Annotated in this window: 13 protein-coding genes and 2 pseudogenes; 1 reads left to right on the forward strand and 14 read right to left on the reverse strand. The window is 72.4% G+C overall.

Annotation, left to right across the window (positions count from 1 at the left end; all coding sequences use genetic code 11):
* Positions 1-81: 81 nt before the first annotated feature.
* A pseudogene (locus FHS08_RS17345) lies at positions 82-237 on the forward strand (hypothetical protein); the annotation flags it as partial.
* Here the strand turns inward: FHS08_RS17345 and FHS08_RS13935 are convergent.
* The 14 genes and pseudogenes from FHS08_RS13935 to pyrR all read right to left on the reverse strand — a co-directional run.
* A complete protein-coding gene (locus tag FHS08_RS13935) occupies positions 165-1,532 on the reverse strand; it encodes an RsmB/NOP family class I SAM-dependent RNA methyltransferase (RefSeq protein WP_167040394.1) in 1,368 nt (455 codons plus the stop codon). The pseudogene FHS08_RS17345 and the gene FHS08_RS13935 sit on opposite strands and share 73 nt — an antisense overlap.
* Positions 1,529-2,452, reverse strand: coding sequence for a methionyl-tRNA formyltransferase (locus FHS08_RS13940; protein WP_167040396.1), 924 nt, complete (start codon positions 2,450-2,452; stop codon positions 1,529-1,531). Before FHS08_RS13940 ends, FHS08_RS13935 begins: the two co-directional genes overlap by 4 nt.
* 20 nt (positions 2,453-2,472) lie before the next feature.
* Positions 2,473-4,452: a primosomal protein N' family DNA-binding protein gene (locus FHS08_RS13945; RefSeq protein WP_167040398.1), complete on the reverse strand. Its 1,980-nt coding sequence runs from the start codon at positions 4,450-4,452 to the stop codon at positions 2,473-2,475.
* Positions 4,453-4,483: 31 nt separating this feature from the next.
* Entirely contained in the window at positions 4,484-5,677 is a 1,194-nt protein-coding gene (metK, locus tag FHS08_RS13950) for a methionine adenosyltransferase (RefSeq protein ID WP_167040401.1), read from the reverse strand.
* 126 nt (positions 5,678-5,803) lie between these two features.
* Positions 5,804-6,058 carry a DNA-directed RNA polymerase subunit omega gene (gene rpoZ / locus FHS08_RS13955; RefSeq protein WP_167040403.1) on the reverse strand — a complete coding sequence of 85 codons (255 nt, stop codon included), beginning with the start codon at positions 6,056-6,058 and terminating at the stop codon, positions 5,804-5,806.
* Between the two features lie 107 nt (positions 6,059-6,165).
* Positions 6,166-6,804, reverse strand: a complete 639-nt coding sequence (locus FHS08_RS13960; protein WP_167040406.1) for a hypothetical protein — start codon at positions 6,802-6,804, stop codon at positions 6,166-6,168.
* 24 nt (positions 6,805-6,828) lie between these two features.
* On the reverse strand, positions 6,829-7,770 hold the full coding sequence (gene gmk / locus FHS08_RS13965; protein ID WP_341800427.1) for a guanylate kinase: 942 nt from the start codon (positions 7,768-7,770) through the stop codon (positions 6,829-6,831).
* Complete coding sequence (gene pyrF, locus FHS08_RS13970; RefSeq protein WP_167040410.1) at positions 7,763-8,635, reverse strand: orotidine-5'-phosphate decarboxylase; 873 nt, start codon at positions 8,633-8,635, stop codon at positions 7,763-7,765. The genes gmk and pyrF overlap by 8 nt, the downstream gene beginning before the upstream one ends.
* On the reverse strand, positions 8,632-11,919 hold the full coding sequence (gene carB / locus FHS08_RS13975; protein ID WP_167040412.1) for a carbamoyl-phosphate synthase large subunit: 3,288 nt from the start codon (positions 11,917-11,919) through the stop codon (positions 8,632-8,634). Before carB ends, pyrF begins: the two co-directional genes overlap by 4 nt.
* Positions 11,912-13,066, reverse strand: coding sequence for a glutamine-hydrolyzing carbamoyl-phosphate synthase small subunit (gene carA, locus FHS08_RS13980; protein WP_167040414.1), 1,155 nt, complete (start codon positions 13,064-13,066; stop codon positions 11,912-11,914). The genes carB and carA overlap by 8 nt, the downstream gene beginning before the upstream one ends.
* A complete protein-coding gene (locus FHS08_RS13985; RefSeq protein ID WP_167040416.1) occupies positions 13,063-13,569 on the reverse strand; it encodes a PH-like domain-containing protein in 507 nt (168 codons plus the stop codon). Before FHS08_RS13985 ends, carA begins: the two co-directional genes overlap by 4 nt.
* Positions 13,566-14,876, reverse strand: coding sequence for a dihydroorotase (locus tag FHS08_RS13990; protein ID WP_167040418.1), 1,311 nt, complete (start codon positions 14,874-14,876; stop codon positions 13,566-13,568). Before FHS08_RS13990 ends, FHS08_RS13985 begins: the two co-directional genes overlap by 4 nt.
* Positions 14,873-15,835 carry an aspartate carbamoyltransferase catalytic subunit gene (locus FHS08_RS13995; RefSeq protein ID WP_167040420.1) on the reverse strand — a complete coding sequence of 321 codons (963 nt, stop codon included), beginning with the start codon at positions 15,833-15,835 and terminating at the stop codon, positions 14,873-14,875. Before FHS08_RS13995 ends, FHS08_RS13990 begins: the two co-directional genes overlap by 4 nt.
* Positions 15,832-16,365, reverse strand: a pseudogene (gene pyrR, locus FHS08_RS14000) (bifunctional pyr operon transcriptional regulator/uracil phosphoribosyltransferase PyrR); the annotation flags it as partial. The gene FHS08_RS13995 and the pseudogene pyrR, both read right to left, overlap by 4 nt.
* Positions 16,366-16,427 lie beyond the last annotated feature (62 nt).

Raw genomic sequence — 16,427 nt, forward strand, 5'->3', positions numbered from 1 at the left:
CGGGGACCTCTCTCCCCACAGTCGTCGTGAGGCGGCTTCCTGAGCGGGCACCGCTGCTTCCTCCACCACGTCGAGCAGAAGGTGCAGGGCTGTGTGCGCGGCGTCGTGATCCCCTACTGGGACTGGGCCGACCCCGCGCTGCTCATGACGGAGACCTTCGGGTGTCAGACCCTCCGCAGGAGCGAGATCGACATCGCGTCCGTGTTGTGGCGGTGGGGCCACAGCTGCGCGCGTCCCGATCCGTCGACCTGGTCGGGCAGCTCGGGGGCCGACACCGAGAGGCCCCGGAGCACGGCGCGCGCGTCGAGCTCTTCGACGGCCTCGCCGAACTCGCGCCGGATCTCGGCGACGACGCCCGCTGTCTCGGCGAGGTGCGGCGAGCAGGTCACGTAGGCGACGATGCCGCCCGGCTTGAGGGCGACGATCGCGGCCTCGAGCAGATCGCGCTGCAGCGCCGACAGCTCGGGCACGTCGGACGGCGCCTTCCGCCACCGGGCCTCGGGGCGGCGACGGAGGGCGCCGAGTCCCGTGCAGGGCGCATCGACGAGGATCCGGTCGTACGTCGCGGGCGACTCCGAGGCGCGGACGCGGCCGTCCAGCTCCGACACGGAGACCTCGAGCGGCACGCCCGCGACGGCAGCCCGCACGAGTCCTGCCCGAGCCGGGGAGATCTCGTTCGCCTCGAGCGTCGCGCCGCCCGCGAGGGCCTCGGCGGCGAGGATCGCGGTCTTGCCGCCCGGACCCGCGCACAGGTCGAGCCAGCGCTCCCCCGCACGGACGGGCTCGGCACGGGTGAGCGCGAGCGCCGCGAGCTGCGATCCCTCGTCCTGAACGCGCACACGGCCGTCCGATCCGCGCACGGTCTCGTCGGGATCCCCGCCCGCGAGCCGGAACCCGAACGGCGAGTACGGCGTCCGGCGGACGTCGGGGGGCACGTCCGCGAGACCGGGCAGCGCCGCCATCGTCACCTTGGGCGACGCGTTGTCGGCCGTCAGGAGCGCCTCCAGCTCGTGCGCGCGGCCCTCGGCGGCGAGCGCCCGTCGGAAGGCGCGCACGATCCACACGGGGTGCGAGAGCACGAGGCCCAGCCGTTCGTCGTCGGAGCGCGCGCGGTCTTCGACCTGGGCCATCCAGTCGCCGGGCGTGTCGCGGGACACGCGTCGCAGGACGGCGTTGACGAATCCGGCGGCTCCGCGGCCCGCGCCCTCGCGGGCCAGCTCGACCGACTCGTTGACCGCTGCGTGCGACGCGACGCGCGTCGAGAGGAGCTGGTGGACGCCGAGACGGAGCGCGTCGAGCGCGGCGGGGTCGATGTCGTGCGTGGGGCGGTCTGCGGCGATCGCGATGACCGCGTCGTACGTGCCCTGGCGGCGCAGCGTCCCGTACGTCAGCTCGGTCGCGAGCGCGGCATCCGCCGTCGCGAGTCGCGCGCGCTCGAGGGCGCGAGGCAGCAGCAGGTTGGCATACGCGTCCGACTCGTGGACGGCGCGCACGACCTCGTAGGCGACGCGCCGGGACTCCGCGGCGCTCATCGGCCCGCCACAGGGTCGACGAGACGCGCGCCGCGCCACCAGTCGCCGGCCGCCATCGCGCCCCTGCCCGCGGGCTGGACCGCCACGAGCTCGATCGGGTCGGATCCGGTGCCGGCCAGAACCGCCCTGCCGTGCGCCGCGAGGGCCCCCGCGGCGAGTCGAGGGGCGCCGGCAGGGGCCGCGGTCGCGGCGAGCACCTTGAGGCGCGAGCCGTCGAGCGTCGTATGGGCGCCGGGCTCGGGCGTGACGCCGCGAAGGCGCGCGAGGACGCCCTCCCGCGGCTCTTCCCATCGGATGAGCCCGTCGTCGAGCGTGAGCTTCGGTGCGATCGTGACCTCGCCCTCCTGCGGGGCGGCGACGGCCGTTCCGTCGGCGATCGCGTCCACGACGCAGGCGAGAAGCCCGGCGCCGGAGTCTGCGAGCTCCGCGAGCAGGTCGCCCGCCGTCGCGGCGGGGTCGATCTCGTGGCGCAGCACGCCGAAGACGTCGCCGGCGTCGAGCTCGGGCACGAGCTGGAAGACGGCCGCGCCGGTGACGGCATCCCCCGCCATGAGGGCGCGCTGCACGGGAGCGGCGCCCCGCCAGCGCGGCAGGAGCGAGAAGTGCAGATTGATCCAGCCGTGCGCGGGGGCGGACAGGAGAGGCTCGCGGACGAGGCCGCCGTAGGCGACGATGACGCCGAGCTCCGGCTCGAACCCCGTGATGCGCGCCGTCGCCGCGTCGTCGAGGCGATCGGCCTTGACGGTCTCGATGCCGAGCTCGGCGGCCGCCAGCGCGACGGGAGACGGCGTCAGGACGCGCTTGCGCCCGAGCGGCGCGTCCGTGCGGGTGACGACGGCGGCGAGGTCGTGACGGGATGCCGCGAGCCGCCGCAACGACGGCACGGCCGCCTCGGGAGTCCCGGCGAAGACGATGCGCATGGGCTCCTCGCGAATCCGTGTCAGAGGTCGAGATCGGGCACGTCGACCCGCACTCTGAGTGTATTGCGCGGGCCGGGAGGTCTGCCCTTGGCAGGACGGCGCGTGCGGAGCGCTTCGCTCACGACCGCCGCGCGAAGGGATGCCGCGACCCGAGCGCCCTGCGCGTAGTCGAAGCGGATGAGGGCGCGCGACGCACCATCGCCCGACGGCACGGGGCCGAGGACGGACTCGTCGTCGAGCGCGGGCACGGCGCCGCGCACGGCGTCGAGAGCAGCGGAGACGGCGGCCGTGCTGCCGTCCACGGACGCGACCCGGACTGCGGGCGGCATCCGCAGCGGAGCGCGCTGGGCGAGCTCCGCGCGGGCGTACGCGGGGTGGGTCCACGTGGCGAGAGCGCGCGCGACGGCTCCCGCGACGCCCACGAGGTGCACGGGGGCGCCGGATGCCGCGAGCGCCGCCGCGTTGGACCACCACCGCAGGCACGACTCGGCGATGCGCAGGTCCTCGGACTGCAGCATCCGGTCGCCGTCGAGCAGGATGACGGCGCGGTAGCCGCCCTCGGCGATCGGCTCGGCGCCGCGCGTCGCGACGACGAGCGCCGGTCGCGCGTCGACGCGCAGGACGGGGTGATCGCCGTCGGCGACGACGACACGGACGCCGGGAAAGGCGCGGCCGAGCTCGTCGGCGGTGCGCTCGCTGCCCGAGGACGCCATCCGCACACGCGTCGAGGCGCAGTGCGGACACGTCCACGCGGTCGCCGCGCGTCCGCACCACCCGCACTCGGGCACCGCCCCCGGCCGTGCCGCATGCAGCGGTCCTGCGCAGTGGAGGCACCGCGCGGGGCGCCGGCAGTCCGCGCACACGAGCGCGGGCGCATACCCGGGACGCGCGACCTGCACGAGCACCGGGCCGTCGCGCAGCGCCTCGCGCGCCGCCGCGAAGGCGGCGGACGGCACGCGCGAGCCGCGGGACTCGCCCTCCCTCGTCGCGCTGAGCACGACGCGCGGGGACGCACGCCGCCCGGCTGGGACGTCGCGCAGCCAGCTCAGCGAGACGAGGCGCTCGACGTCGGTCGTGCGCGTGTGCCCCGCGAACAGCAGAGCGCACCCGTCGAGCTCCTGGCGGACGAGGGCGGCGTCGCGCGCGTGCACCCCGGGGCTCAGCGGCTCGGCGAGAAGGGGATCGCCGTCGTCCCACACGACGAGGAGCCCGACGTCGTGGGCGGGGGCGTAGACGGCCGAGCGATTTCCGATCACGACGCACGGCTCATCCGAGAGCACACGGAGATAGCCGGCATACCGCGCAGGCGACGACTGCCGCGCATCGTCGCGCACGAGCGCGCCGTCGGGCACGCGCCCCGCGAGAGCCGCTGCCAGCTGGTCCTGATCGCGATGGTCGGGGACGACGACGACGGCGCTGCGCCCCGCCGCCAGCGTGCGGACGGCTGCTGCCGCGAGCAGCTCCGCCCACCCGCCGACCGTCGTGCCGTCCGCGAGGGCGACGGGGTGCGGCGGCGCGTCCAGCGCGAGTCGCTCGCCTGCCGTCATCGCGTCGGCAAGGCCCGGGAAGGCGCCGATCACGGCGCTCGCCCAGGCCGCCGACTCGGCTTCGACGGTCGCGACGGCGGGCGCTCCCGCCGCGAGCACCGCCTTCTCGGCCCGGACCATCCGCTTGGGGATCACGAGCCGCAGGACATCGGATGCCGAGCCGGCCGCGCGATCGGCGACGCGCCGCGCGAGCGCGTAGAGCCGCGCGGGGAGCACGGCCACCGGCGAGACGACGGACTCGAGCTCGGACAGCGGCCGAGGAGTCGGCTCGGACTCGCCCAGCTCGACGAGGAAGCCGTCGACGACACGGCCCGCCGTGCGCAGGGGGACGCGGACGCGGACGCCCGGGATCGCGTCGGCTTCGAGCTTGGGCGGGATCGCGTAGTCGAAGAGCCGGTCGAGCTGGGGCAGCGGCGAGTCGATGAGCACTCGCGCGACGCGCCGCGCGGTCATGCGCGGCCTCGGCGCACGCCCGCGGGCACGGTCAGAGCCCGGCGGCCGCGCGGAGGTCGTCGACGCGGTCGGTGCGCTCCCACGTGAAGTCGGGCAGCTCGCGCCCGAAGTGGCCGTACGCGGCCGTCTGCGCGTAGATGGGCCGCAGGAGGTCGAGCTCGCCGATGATGGCCTTGGGGCGCAGGTCGAACACGTCGCGGATCGCTCTCGCGATGACCTCGTCCGACACGACGCCCGTGCCGAACGACTCGACGTACAGGCCGACGGGCTTGGCCTTGCCGATCGCATACGCCACCTGCACCTCGAGCCGGTCGGCCAGGCCCGCGGCGACCGCGTTCTTCGCGACCCAGCGCATCGCGTACGCCGCAGACCGGTCGACCTTCGACGGGTCTTTGCCGCTGAAGGCGCCGCCTCCGTGGCGCGATGCGCCGCCGTACGTGTCGATGATGATCTTGCGGCCCGTCAGACCCGCGTCGCCCTTGGGTCCGCCGATGACGAACTTGCCTGCGGGGTTGACGTAGTACGTGACGTCGGGCAGGTCGAGGCCCGTCGACTCGAGCACGGGATCGATGACGATCTCCCGGACGGCCGCGCGGAGGTCGGAGAGATCGATGTCGTCGTTGTGCTGCGTCGACAGCACGACGGCCTGGACGGTCTTGGGGGTCTGGCCGTCGTAGCCGAGCGTCACCTGCGTCTTGCCGTCGGGGCGGAGGAACGGCAGCTGGCCCGACCGGCGGACGTCGGCGAGGCGCTCGGCCATGCGGTGCGCCGTCCATGCCGCCATCGGCATGAGCTGAGGCGTCTCGTTCGTCGCGTAGCCGAACATGATGCCCTGGTCGCCGGCGCCCTGGAAGTCGTGCGGGTCTTCGGAACCGTCCTCGCGGCGCTCGAACGCCTTGTCGACGCCCGCGGCGATGTCGGACGACTGGGCGCCGATCGACACGCTGACGCCGCACGAGTTGCCGTCGAAGCCCGTCTCGCTCGAGGTGTACCCGATGCGGTTGACGACACCGCGCACGATCGCGGGGATCTCGACGTAGGCGCTCGTCGACACCTCGCCGGCGACGTGGACGAGACCCGTCGTGACGAGCGTCTCGACCGCGACGCGCCCGTCGGGGTCCTCGGCCAGGATCGCGTCGAGGATCGAGTCCGAGATCTGGTCGCAGATCTTGTCGGGGTGCCCTTCCGTGACGGACTCGGACGTGAACAGACGCAGCTCGGTCATCGGGGCTCCCGATCGAAGACGGTGGAGGTGGGGATGGCGCGGTCCAGTATGCCCACAACGGCCGACACCGCTGCGGGCGACGCCTCGTGGCGTCATCCGACGGCGGGCCGGCCGTGGGAGGGGCGACTACTCGACGTGGCGCAGTCGGAGCTTGTCCTCGTGGATCTCGTGCATCGCGATCGTGAGGGGCTTGTCCTCGACCGTCGAGTCGACGAGCGGGCCGACGTTGTCGAAGAGGTTCCCCTCGTGCAGGTCCGAGTAGTAGTCGTTGATCTGGCGCGCGCGCTTGGATGCGTAGATGACCAGCTGGTACTTCGAGTCGACCTTCTCGAGCAGGCTGTCGATGGGGGGCTCGATGATGCCCTGGTTGGTTCCTGCCATGGCGGAATCTCCTCAATCGGACGGATGTCGGGGTGCGGCGCGGAGTGCGCGCGCAGACGCATCCGATCATTCTACCGCGAGACTTCCGGATGCCGGGGCCCGCGCGTTCAGGCGAACCGCGCCAGCGCCGCGCGGTATCGATCGGGGTCCGCTCTCGTCGCGTCGGCGACGAGCAGCGCGTGGGCTCCGATGACCCTCGTGTGCTCCCCCGCGCACGGGATCGTGACGATCTTCGTGAGGCCCGCGCGCCACGCCGGGACGAGCGCGTCGAGCGCGATCCGCTCGGGCTGCTCCTCCAGGCCCCGCACGGCGCGCATGCGGCCGACCTGCTCCTCGGAGCGACGGGCGTTCCACGCCGACCAGCCGTCGGTGAGCGCGTCGTCGCCGAACCGGTCGCGCCACGTCGGCCCGATCATGCGGCCGAGCAGTTCGCGACGCTCCGGCGAGCCGTCGGCCGTGCGCTGCAGCGCCGGGAAGAGGTCGCGATCGACGGGCGCGGCCGCATGGGCGACCGCGGCGGTCCAGATCGCGAGCCACTCGCGCGACCACGCCTCCGGTGCCGCCTCGGCATCCGGCTCCCGACGAGGGCTGACGGCGAGCAGCGGCGGCGCATCGCCGTCACCGGGGCTCAGCGCCCACGCCTCCCGCACCCAGAGGAGCTCCAGCAGCGGGTGCGCGGCATCCTGCACCTCGATGACCATGTCGTGCGGCCAGGGGCTTGAGGGGATCGGCCGGCTCGAGCGCATGCCCTCCACTCTGGCACGTGCGGGTCATCGCGTCAGAGCGACGACCTCTTCCGCCGCTCGTTCGACGTCGTCGTTCACGACGCGGAAGTCGAACTCGTTCTGGGCGGCCAGCTCCACCTTGGCCGTGCGCAGGCGTCGCGCCCGCTCCTCCGGACCCTCCGTGCCGCGGCCGACGAGCCGGTGCACGAGCTCGTCCCAGCTGGGCGGCAGGAGGAAGACGAGCGTCGCGGAGGGCTCGGCATCCCGAACCTGACGGGCGCCCTGCAGATCGATCTCGAGGAGCACCGTCCTGCCCTCCGACAGCGCCTTCTCGATCGGCGCGCGCGGCGTGCCGTAGCGATGCCGGTTGTGCACCGTCGCGTGCTCGAGCAGCTCGCCGTCGTGGACGAGCCTGTCGAACTCGTCGTCGTCGACGAAGAAGTAGTGCTCGCCGTCGACCTCGCCGGGGCGAGGCGCGCGCGTCGTGGCAGAGACGGAGAGGTGGATCTCGGGGTGGTGGTCTCTGATGTACCCCGCGACCGTGCCCTTGCCCACCGCCGTGGGCCCCGCGAGCACGACGAGCCTGCTGCGGCCGCCGCGGGGGGCGAGCTCGGGCCAGCGCTCGTCGAGGTAGTCCTGCAGCGCTGCGCGCTGCCGCGTGCCGAGACCGCCGAGGCGCTTGACCGGCGAGATCCCGAGCTGTGCGAGGATGCGGTCGCGCTTGCCCTCGCCGATCGCGGGAATGCTCGTGAGGAACTCCGTGACCCGCATCGCGCCCGCGGGCGCCTCGGGATCGGCGAGTCCGCGCCGCAGCAGCTCCTGGGGGGTGATGACGCGCATGGCGACATCCTTCTTCAGCGCGGCGCGGGCGCGGCGCGCGGCGACGGCTCGACGGGATGCCGCGACGCGGTCGACATCGGGGGGTCGCGTCTGCGCGCCGGGGGTGTGGGGCGGAGCCTCATCGAGAGGGGTGCGAGCGTCAGTCACGGGCCCGCCTGTATTCGTCGGCACGAGCATCGATGGTAGCCGCCAGCGCCCGGGGTCCCACGCTCAGGATGCTGCGGCTCTCGCTCGCGACGACGTTCGGGGTGAGACCGCCGAAGAGGCGCAGGAGATCGGCGGGCGCGGCGCCCTGCGCGCCGAAGCCGGGAGCGAGGATCGGCGCGGCCGGGACGATCTCGCGAGGAAGACCGTAGTCGTCCCAGTCGACGGTCGCGCCGATGACGAACCCGATCGACGCGATGTCCCCGTCGCCCGTGGATCCGCGGCTCCACGACGACACCTCGTCGATGACGTGGTTCGAGACGGTGCCGGCGGAGCGGGCCGAGTCGCCCGCGAGGACGCCGGCCCGGGGAAGGGCGCGCTGGACGACGTCGCCCTCGGGGTTGCTCGTCGCGGCCAGCACGAACACGCCCTTGCCGTTGCCGACGGCGTAGGCGAACGTCTCGGTGAGCGTTCCGACGCCGAGGTAGGGGCTCACCGTGAGCGCGTCCGCCTCCAGCGGAGACCCGGGCGTGAGCCAGGCGCGGGCGTACGCGTCCATCGTCGTGCCGATGTCTCCGCGCTTCGCATCGGCGATCACGAGCAGGCCCGCCGCACGGGCTGAGGCGAGCACGTCCTCGAGGGCCGTGAACCCCGCAGAGCCCCAGCGCTCGAAGAACGACACCTGCGGCTTCACGACTCCGGCCCGCCCCGCGGCGGCCTCCACGACCCGCAGGCCGAACTCGCGCACGCCGGCGGCCGAGGCATCCATCCCCCACTCCTCGAGCAGGCGCTCGTGGGGGTCTATGCCGACGCACAGGGGCCCGCGCGCGTCGAGCGCGGCCCGCAGGCGGGCGCCGAACGACGTCATGACCGTGCCGTCCGCTCGAGGGCGTACTCCTGCAGGCTCTTGACGTCGAAGCCCTCGCGCAGCACGGGAAGGGCGCTGACGGCGGCCCCGAGCACGGCCATCGTCGTGAACAGCGCCTTGTCGGCCGCGACGGCGGCCGCGCGGATCTCGTAGCCGTCCGCGCGTGCCATGCCCCCGGACGGGGTGTTGACGATCATGTCGACCTCGCCGGCGTTGATGAGGTCGACGATGTTCGTCTCCCCCGTCGTCTGCGTCGCCGAGTACTTGTTGACGACCTCGACGCGGATGCCGTTGCGCGCGAGGATCTCGGCCGTGCCCTCGGTCGCGAGGATCGAGAAGCCCAGCTCCTGCAGGCGGTGGGCAGGGAGGATGACGGCGCGCTTGTCGTCGTCGGCGACCGAGATGAACACGGTGCCGGACAGCGGCATCCCGCCGTACGCGGCCTCCTGGCTCTTGGCGAACGCCGTCGGGAAGTCGCGGTCGATGCCCATGACCTCGCCCGTCGAGCGCATCTCGGGGCCCAGGACGGAGTCGACCATGTGGCCCTCCTTCGTGCGGAAGCGCTTGAAGGGCAGGACGGCCTCCTTGACCGCGACGGGCGCGTCGAGCGGCACGCGCGAGCCGTCGTGCTCGGGGAGGAGACCCTCGGCCTTCAGCTCGGCGATCGTCGCGCCCGCCATGATGCGCGACGCGGCCTTCGCGAGCGGGATGCCGAGCGCCTTCGACACGAACGGCACCGTGCGGCTCGCTCGGGGATTGGCCTCGATGACGTACAGCACGCCGGCGCTCACGGCGAACTGCACGTTGAGCAGGCCCCGCACGCCGACGCCTTCGGCGATCGCGCGCGTCGCGATGCGGACGCGGTCGATCTCGGTGCGGCCGAGCGAGATGGGCGGGAGCGTGCAGCTCGAGTCGCCCGAGTGGATGCCGGCCTCCTCGAGGTGCTCCATGACGCCGCCGATGTAGAGCTCGTCGCCGTCGAACAGCGCGTCGACGTCGATCTCCACGGCGTCGTCCAGGAACCGGTCGACCAGCAGCGGCTTGCCGGGCTCGACGACGACCTCGCCCGCCGTGCGGACGAAGTAGTCGCGCAGGCTCGGGGTGTCGTACACGATCTCCATGCCGCGCCCGCCGAGCACGAAGCTCGGGCGCACGAGCACGGGGAAGCCGATCTCCTCCGCGACGGCGACGGCGCCCGCCTCGTCGGTCGCGGTGCCGTGACGCGGGGCGACCAGGCCCGCCGCGTCGAGGATCTCGCTGAAGAGCTGTCGCTCCTCCGCGAGGTCGATGGCGGCGGGGCTCGTGCCGAGGATCGTGTACCCGGCCTCCTCGATGCCCTTCGCGAGCCCGAGCGGCGTCTGGCCGCCGAGCTGGCAGATGACGCCGAGGATCCGGCCCGAAGCGCTCTCCGCGTGCAGGACCTCGAGGACGTCCTCGAGCGTCAGCGGCTCGAAGTACAGGCGGTCGCTCGTGTCGTAGTCGGTGGACACGGTCTCGGGGTTGCAGTTGACCATGACGGTCTCGAAGCCGGCATCCGACAGCGCGAACGACGCGTGCACGCACGAGTAGTCGAACTCGACGCCCTGGCCGATGCGGTTGGGGCCCGACCCGATGATGACGACCTTCGTCCGCTCGGACGGCGTCACCTCGGTCTCGAGGTCGTAGCTCGAGTAGTGGTAGGGCGTGAGCGCGGGGAACTCCCCCGCGCACGTGTCGACCGTCTTGAAGACGGGACGCAGGCCGAGTGCGTGACGGATGCCGCGCACCGCCGCCTCGGAGTCGTCGCGCAGCTGTGCGATCTGCGCGTCGCTGAACCCGTGCTCCTTCGCGATGCGGAGGGTCGCGGCATCCAGCTCGTCGGCGGTCCTGACGAACTCGGCGACCTCGTTGATGAGCACGATCTGATCGAGGAACCACGGGTCGATCTTGGTGGCCTCGAAGGCCTGCTCGATCGTCGCGCCCTTGCGCAGAGCCTGCTGCAGCACGATGATGCGACCGTCGGTCGGGGTCGCGGCGATCTCGAGCAGCTCGTCGACCGAGCGGGGCTCGTCGCCCCAGTGGAAGCTCGATCCCCGCTTCTCGAGCGAGCGGAGAGCCTTCTGGAGCGCCGTCGCATAGTTGCGGCCGATCGCCATCGCCTCGCCGACCGACTTCATGGTGGTGGTGAGCGTCGTGTCGGCTGCGGGGAACTTCTCGAAGTTGAACCGCGGCACCTTGACGACGACGTAGTCGAGCGTCGGCTCGAAGCTCGCGGGCGTCACCTTCGTGATGTCGTTCGGGATCTCGTCGAGGCGGTAGCCGATCGCGAGCTTCGCGGCGATCTTCGCGATCGGGAAGCCCGTGGCCTTGCTCGCGAGGGCGGAGGACCGCGAGACGCGCGGGTTCATCTCGATGACGATGATGCGGCCCGTCGCCGGGTCGACGGCGAACTGGATGTTGCAGCCGCCCGTGTCGACGCCGACGGCGCGGATGATGTCGATGCCGATGTCGCGGAGCTTCTGGTACTCGCGGTCGGTGAGGGTCAGCGCCGGGGCGACCGTGATGGAGTCGCCCGTGTGCACGCCGACGGGGTCGACGTTCTCGATCGAGCAGACGACGACCGTGTTGTCGGCCGTGTCGCGCATGAGCTCGAGCTCGTACTCCTTCCACCCGAGGATCGACTCCTCCAGCAGCACCTCGTTCGTGGGCGAGTCGTGCAGGCCCGCGCCGGCGATGCGGCGCAGATCGGTCTCGTCGTACGCGAAGCCGGAGCCGAGGCCGCCCATCGTGAACGACGGACGCACGACGAGCGGGTAGCCGAGCTCGGCGGCGGCGGAGAGGACCTCGTCCATCGTGTGCGCGATGCGAGAGGCCGCGACATCCGCCCCCGCCTCGATGACGAGCTCCTTGAAGACCTGACGGTCCTCTCCCTTGCGGATGGCGTCGACCTTCGCGCCGATGAGCTCGACGCCGTACTTCTCGAGGATGCCCTGCTCGTGAAGGGCCATCGCGGCGTTGAGCGCCGTCTGACCGCCCAGAGTCGGCAGGATCGCGTCGGGCTTCTCCTTCGCGATGATCGTCTCGATCACGGCGGGGGTGATCGGCTCGATGTAGGTCGCGTCCGCGAAGTCGGGGTCGGTCATGATCGTGGCCGGGTTGGAGTTGACGAGGATGACGCGCACGCCCTCCTCGCGCAGCACGCGGCAGGCCTGCGTGCCCGAGTAGTCGAACTCGCACGCCTGGCCGATCACGATCGGGCCGGAGCCGATGACCAGGACGCTCTTGATGTCGTCGCGCTTAGGCATTCTTGTCCTTCAGGTCGGCGACGACGAGGTCCCGGAAGCGGTCGAAGAGGTAGTTGGCGTCGTGCGGCCCGGCGGCCGCCTCGGGGTGGTACTGCACCGAGAACGCGGGGATGTCGAGGGCGCGCAGACCCTCGACGACGTCGTCGTTGAGCCCCACGTGGCTCACCTCGACGCGGCCGTACCCGTGGGGGCTGTCGAACTCCCCGTCGATGGGCGCGTCGACGGCGAACCCGTGGTTGTGCGCCGTGATCTCGACGCGGCCCGTCGCCTTGTCGAGGACGGGCTGGTTGATGCCGCGGTGGCCGAAGGGCAGCTTGTACGTGCCGAGGCCGAGGGCCCGGCCGAGGAGCTGGTTGCCGAAGCAGATGCCGAAGAAGGGCAGGCGGTCGTCGAGGACGGCGCGCAGCAGCTCGACGTGGTCGCCGGATGCCGCGGGGTCGCCAGGGCCGTTCGAGTAGAACACGGCGACCGGATCGATGGCACGGATGCCGTCGATCGTGACGTCCTGCGGAAGGACGTGCACGTCGAAGCCGCGGGCTGCGAGATTGTCGATCGTGCGCTGCTTGACACCGAGGTCGAGCACCGCGAGACTGCCGATCCTCTCGACGCCCCCGTGTGCCGGCGTGACCTCGGCGCTGGCGACCGACACGGCGGCGGACAGGTTCTGCCCGGCCATCTGCGGGGCGTCCGTGACGAGGCGCAGCTGCTCCTCGGGGGTCAGGCCCGCGGCCTCGCCCGAGAAGATCCCCCCGCGCATGGAGCCGGCGGAGCGGATGTGCCGCGTCACGGCGCGCGTGTCGATGCCGCTGATGCCGACGATGCCGTCGGTCACGAGGGCGTCGTCGAGCGACTCGTCGGCGCGCCAGTTCGACACGACGCGCGAGGGGTCGCGCACGATGTAGCCCGAGACCCAGATGCGGCGCGACTCCGGGTCTTCGTCGTTCATGCCGGTGTTGCCGATGTGCGGCGCGGTCTGCAGGACGATCTGCCCCGCGTACGACGGGTCGGTGAGCGTCTCCTGGTAGCCGGTCATGCCGGTGGTGAAGACGACTTCGCCGAGCGTCGTGCCGCGGGCTCCATAGGCGCGGCCGACGTGACGGGTGCCGTCTTCGAGCACGAGGACGGCGGGATCGGTGGTGAATGTCATGCGTCGGATCCTGTCGGGGTCGAGAGGAGGGGGCGGACGGCGTCGGCGAGCGACCTCGCCGAGGCATCCTGAGGTCGGAGGTAGGTGTCGACGAGGTCGCCCGTGAGCGCGCGCCAGGTGAGCCGGACGAGTCCGCCCTTCTCGACGACGCGGTCGATCGCGACGGTGGACAGCGCGACGTCGGCGAGGCGGTCGGTGGTCAGCACGATGCGGTCCTGGCCGGTGAGGTCGAGCACGACGCCCATGTCGGCCACGGTGACGATCGCACGGGAGCGGAAGCCGAGGCCCGGCGCGTTGACGCGCTCGAGCGGCTCGCCATGCTTCGTCGTCGCGACGTAGAAGCCGTCGAACGTCGCGCGCACGGTCGCCTCGACGGGCAGGTCGCCGAACGGCGCGAGGGGCGCGGCATCCCGCCTCGTGCGTCGTCGCCATCCCCACACGCCCAGTCCGATGAGCACCAGCGTCACACCGATGATCAGCAGCAGCGCGCCTTCGCGGCTCATGCGCGCACCCCCGGCCGCTCGAGGAGGGCGCCGTCGACGAGGGTCGGGATGCCGCCGTTCAGCGTCCAGCGGACCTCGCCGGGGAGCTCCCGCCCGACGTACGGCGAGTTGAGGCTGCGGCCGCGCAGATCTCCGGCGGTGAACGTGCGGACGGGTGCGGGGTCGTAGAGCGTCACCGAGGCGGGCTGCCCCGGGAGGAGGTGCGTCCCGTGGCCCTCGAGCCGCCCGATCCGCGCAGGCGTGCGCGACATGACGCGCGCGACGTCGGCCCACACGAGCAGGCCCGTGTCGATCATCGCCTCCTGCACGACGCGCAGCGCGCTCTCCAGGCCCACCATGCCGTTCGCGGCGGCCTGCCACTCGCACGACTTCGCCTCGGCGGGGTGCGGTGCGTGGTCGGTCGCGACGATGTCGATCGTGCCGTCCGCGAGCCCTTCGCGCACGGCGAGCACATCCTCCTCGCGCCGAAGCGGAGGGTTGACCTTGAAGCGGGGGTCGTAGCCGCGGGCGAGCTCGTCCGTGAGGAGCAGGTGGTGCGGCGTCACCTCGGCCGTGACGTCCACGCCGCGGCGCTTGGCCCAGCGGATGATCTCGACCGACCCCGCCGTCGAGAGGTGGCACACGTGCAGGCGCGAGCCGACATGCTCGGCGAGGAGGACGTCGCGCGCGATGATCGACTCCTCCGCGACGGCGGGCCAGCCGGCGAGGCCGAGCTCGGCCGAGACGGAGCCCTCGTTGAGCTGTGCGCCCTCCGTGAGCCGGGGGTCCTGCGCGTGCTGGGCGATCACGCCGTCGAAGGCCTTCACGTACTCGAGCGCACGGCGCATGATGAGCGGGTCCCACACGCAGAAGCCGTCGTCGCTGAAGACGCGGACGCGGGCGCGGGAGTCGGCCATCGCGCCGAGCTCGGCGAGGCGCTCGCCCTTCTGCCCGACCGTGACGGCGCCGATCGGCTGCACCGTGACGTAGCCGGCGGCTTCGCCGAGGGCGAGCTCCTGCTCGACGACACCAGCCGTGTCGGCGACGGGCGACGTGTTCGGCATCGCGAAGACGGTCGTGTAGCCGCCTGCGGCCGCCGCGCGCGAGCCGGTGAGGATCGTCTCGGATGCCTCGTACCCGGGCTCGCGCAGGTGCGTGTGCAGGTCGACGAGACCCGGCAGGGCGATGAGCCCGTCGGCGTCGACGACGGTCGCGCCCGCTCGGCTGAGCCCCGTCCCGATCTCGGCGATGACGCCGTCGTCGACGATCAGGTCAGCGGCGTCGCCGCCTTCCAGGCGCGCGCCCCGGAACAGGAGGACTTCGCTCACCGTCCGTCCTCACTCTCTCCGGCCGAGCCCGCGAGAAGCAGGTACAGCACCGCCATTCGCACCGACACGCCGTTGGTCACCTGCTCGAGCACAGTGGATCGTGCCGAGTCGGCCGCCTCCGCCGAGATCTCCAGTCCTCGGTTCATGGGGCCGGGGTGCATGACAATGCTATCCGCCCCCAGGCTGGAAAGCCGCCCCGCGTCGAGTCCCCAGCGCCGCGAATATTCCCGTTCAGTGGGGAAATACGCGGCATTCATGCGCTCCAGCTGGATGCGCAGCATCATGAGCGCGTCCGGTGCCGCGGCGACCGCCTCGTCGAGGTCGAAGAGCACGCGCGCGGGCCAGAGCGAGACGTCCTGCGGCACGAGCGTGGGGGGCGCGACGAGCGTCACCTCGGCGCCCAGGGTGTGCAGCAGCCACACGTTGGAGCGGGCGACGCGCGAGTGCAGGATGTCGCCGACGATCGTCACCCGCACCCCTGCGAGGTCGCGGCCGCGGCTGTCGGGCCCGAAGCGGCGCTTGCGGATCGTGTAGGCGTCGAGGAGCGCCTGCGTGGGGTGCTCGTGGGTGCCGTCGCCCGCGTTGACGACGCCGGCCGAGATCCACCCGCTCGTCGCGAGGGTGCGGGGTGCCCCTGAGGCGCCGTGACGGATGACGACGGCATCCGCCCCCATCGCCTGCAGCGTCTGGGCGGTGTCCTGCAGCGACTCGCCCTTCGAGACGCTGGAGCCCTTCGCGGAGAAGTTGATGACGTCGGCGGAGAGGCGCTTCGCGGCGGCCTCGAACGAGATGCGGGTGCGCGTCGAGTCCTCGAAGAAGAGGTTGACGACGGTCTTGCCGCGCAGCGTCGGCAGCTTCTTGACTTCGCGCTGCTGGGTGCCTGCCATGTCCTCCGCGACGTCGAGGATGCGGAGGGCGTCTGCGTGCGAGAGCGTCTTGGTGTCGAGCAGGTGCCTCATGACTCGATCGTCACCTCCTCGATGCCGTCGATCTCGGCGAGCCGCACGTTGACGCGCTCGTCCCGCGCGCTCGGGAGGTTCCTGCCGACGAAGTCCGGACGGATCGGGAGGTCGCGGTGGCCGCGGTCGACGAGCGTCGCGAGCCGCACGGCGGCCGGGCGACCGATGTCCTGCAGGGCGTCGAGGGCGGCGCGGATGCTGCGGCCCGAGAAGAGCACATCGTCGACGAGGACGACCGTCTTGCCGTCGATGCCGCCCGCGGGGATCTGCGTGGGCCGGGGCGCGCGTGTCGGGTTGCGGTGCAGATCGTCGCGGTACATCGTCACGTCGAGCGACCCGACGGGGACCGGCGCGCCGCCGAACTCGCCGACGAGCGCGGCGATGCGGTCGGCGAGCGGGACTCCGCGGGTGGGGATGCCGAGGATGACGAGACCCTCGGGGCCCTTGTTGGACTCGAGGATCTCGTGGGAGATCCGAGTCAGGGCCCGGGCGATGTCGGCCGCATGCAGCACGGTGCGCGTGCTCATCCGCCGCTCCCTTCTCCGCCTCTCTGGACGGGGTTAAAGGTTGCTGTGGTGACTCCATCGTAGTG

Source organism: Microbacterium ulmi, from assembly GCF_011759705.1.
Classification (GTDB): Bacteria; Actinomycetota; Actinomycetes; order Actinomycetales; family Microbacteriaceae; genus Microbacterium; species Microbacterium ulmi.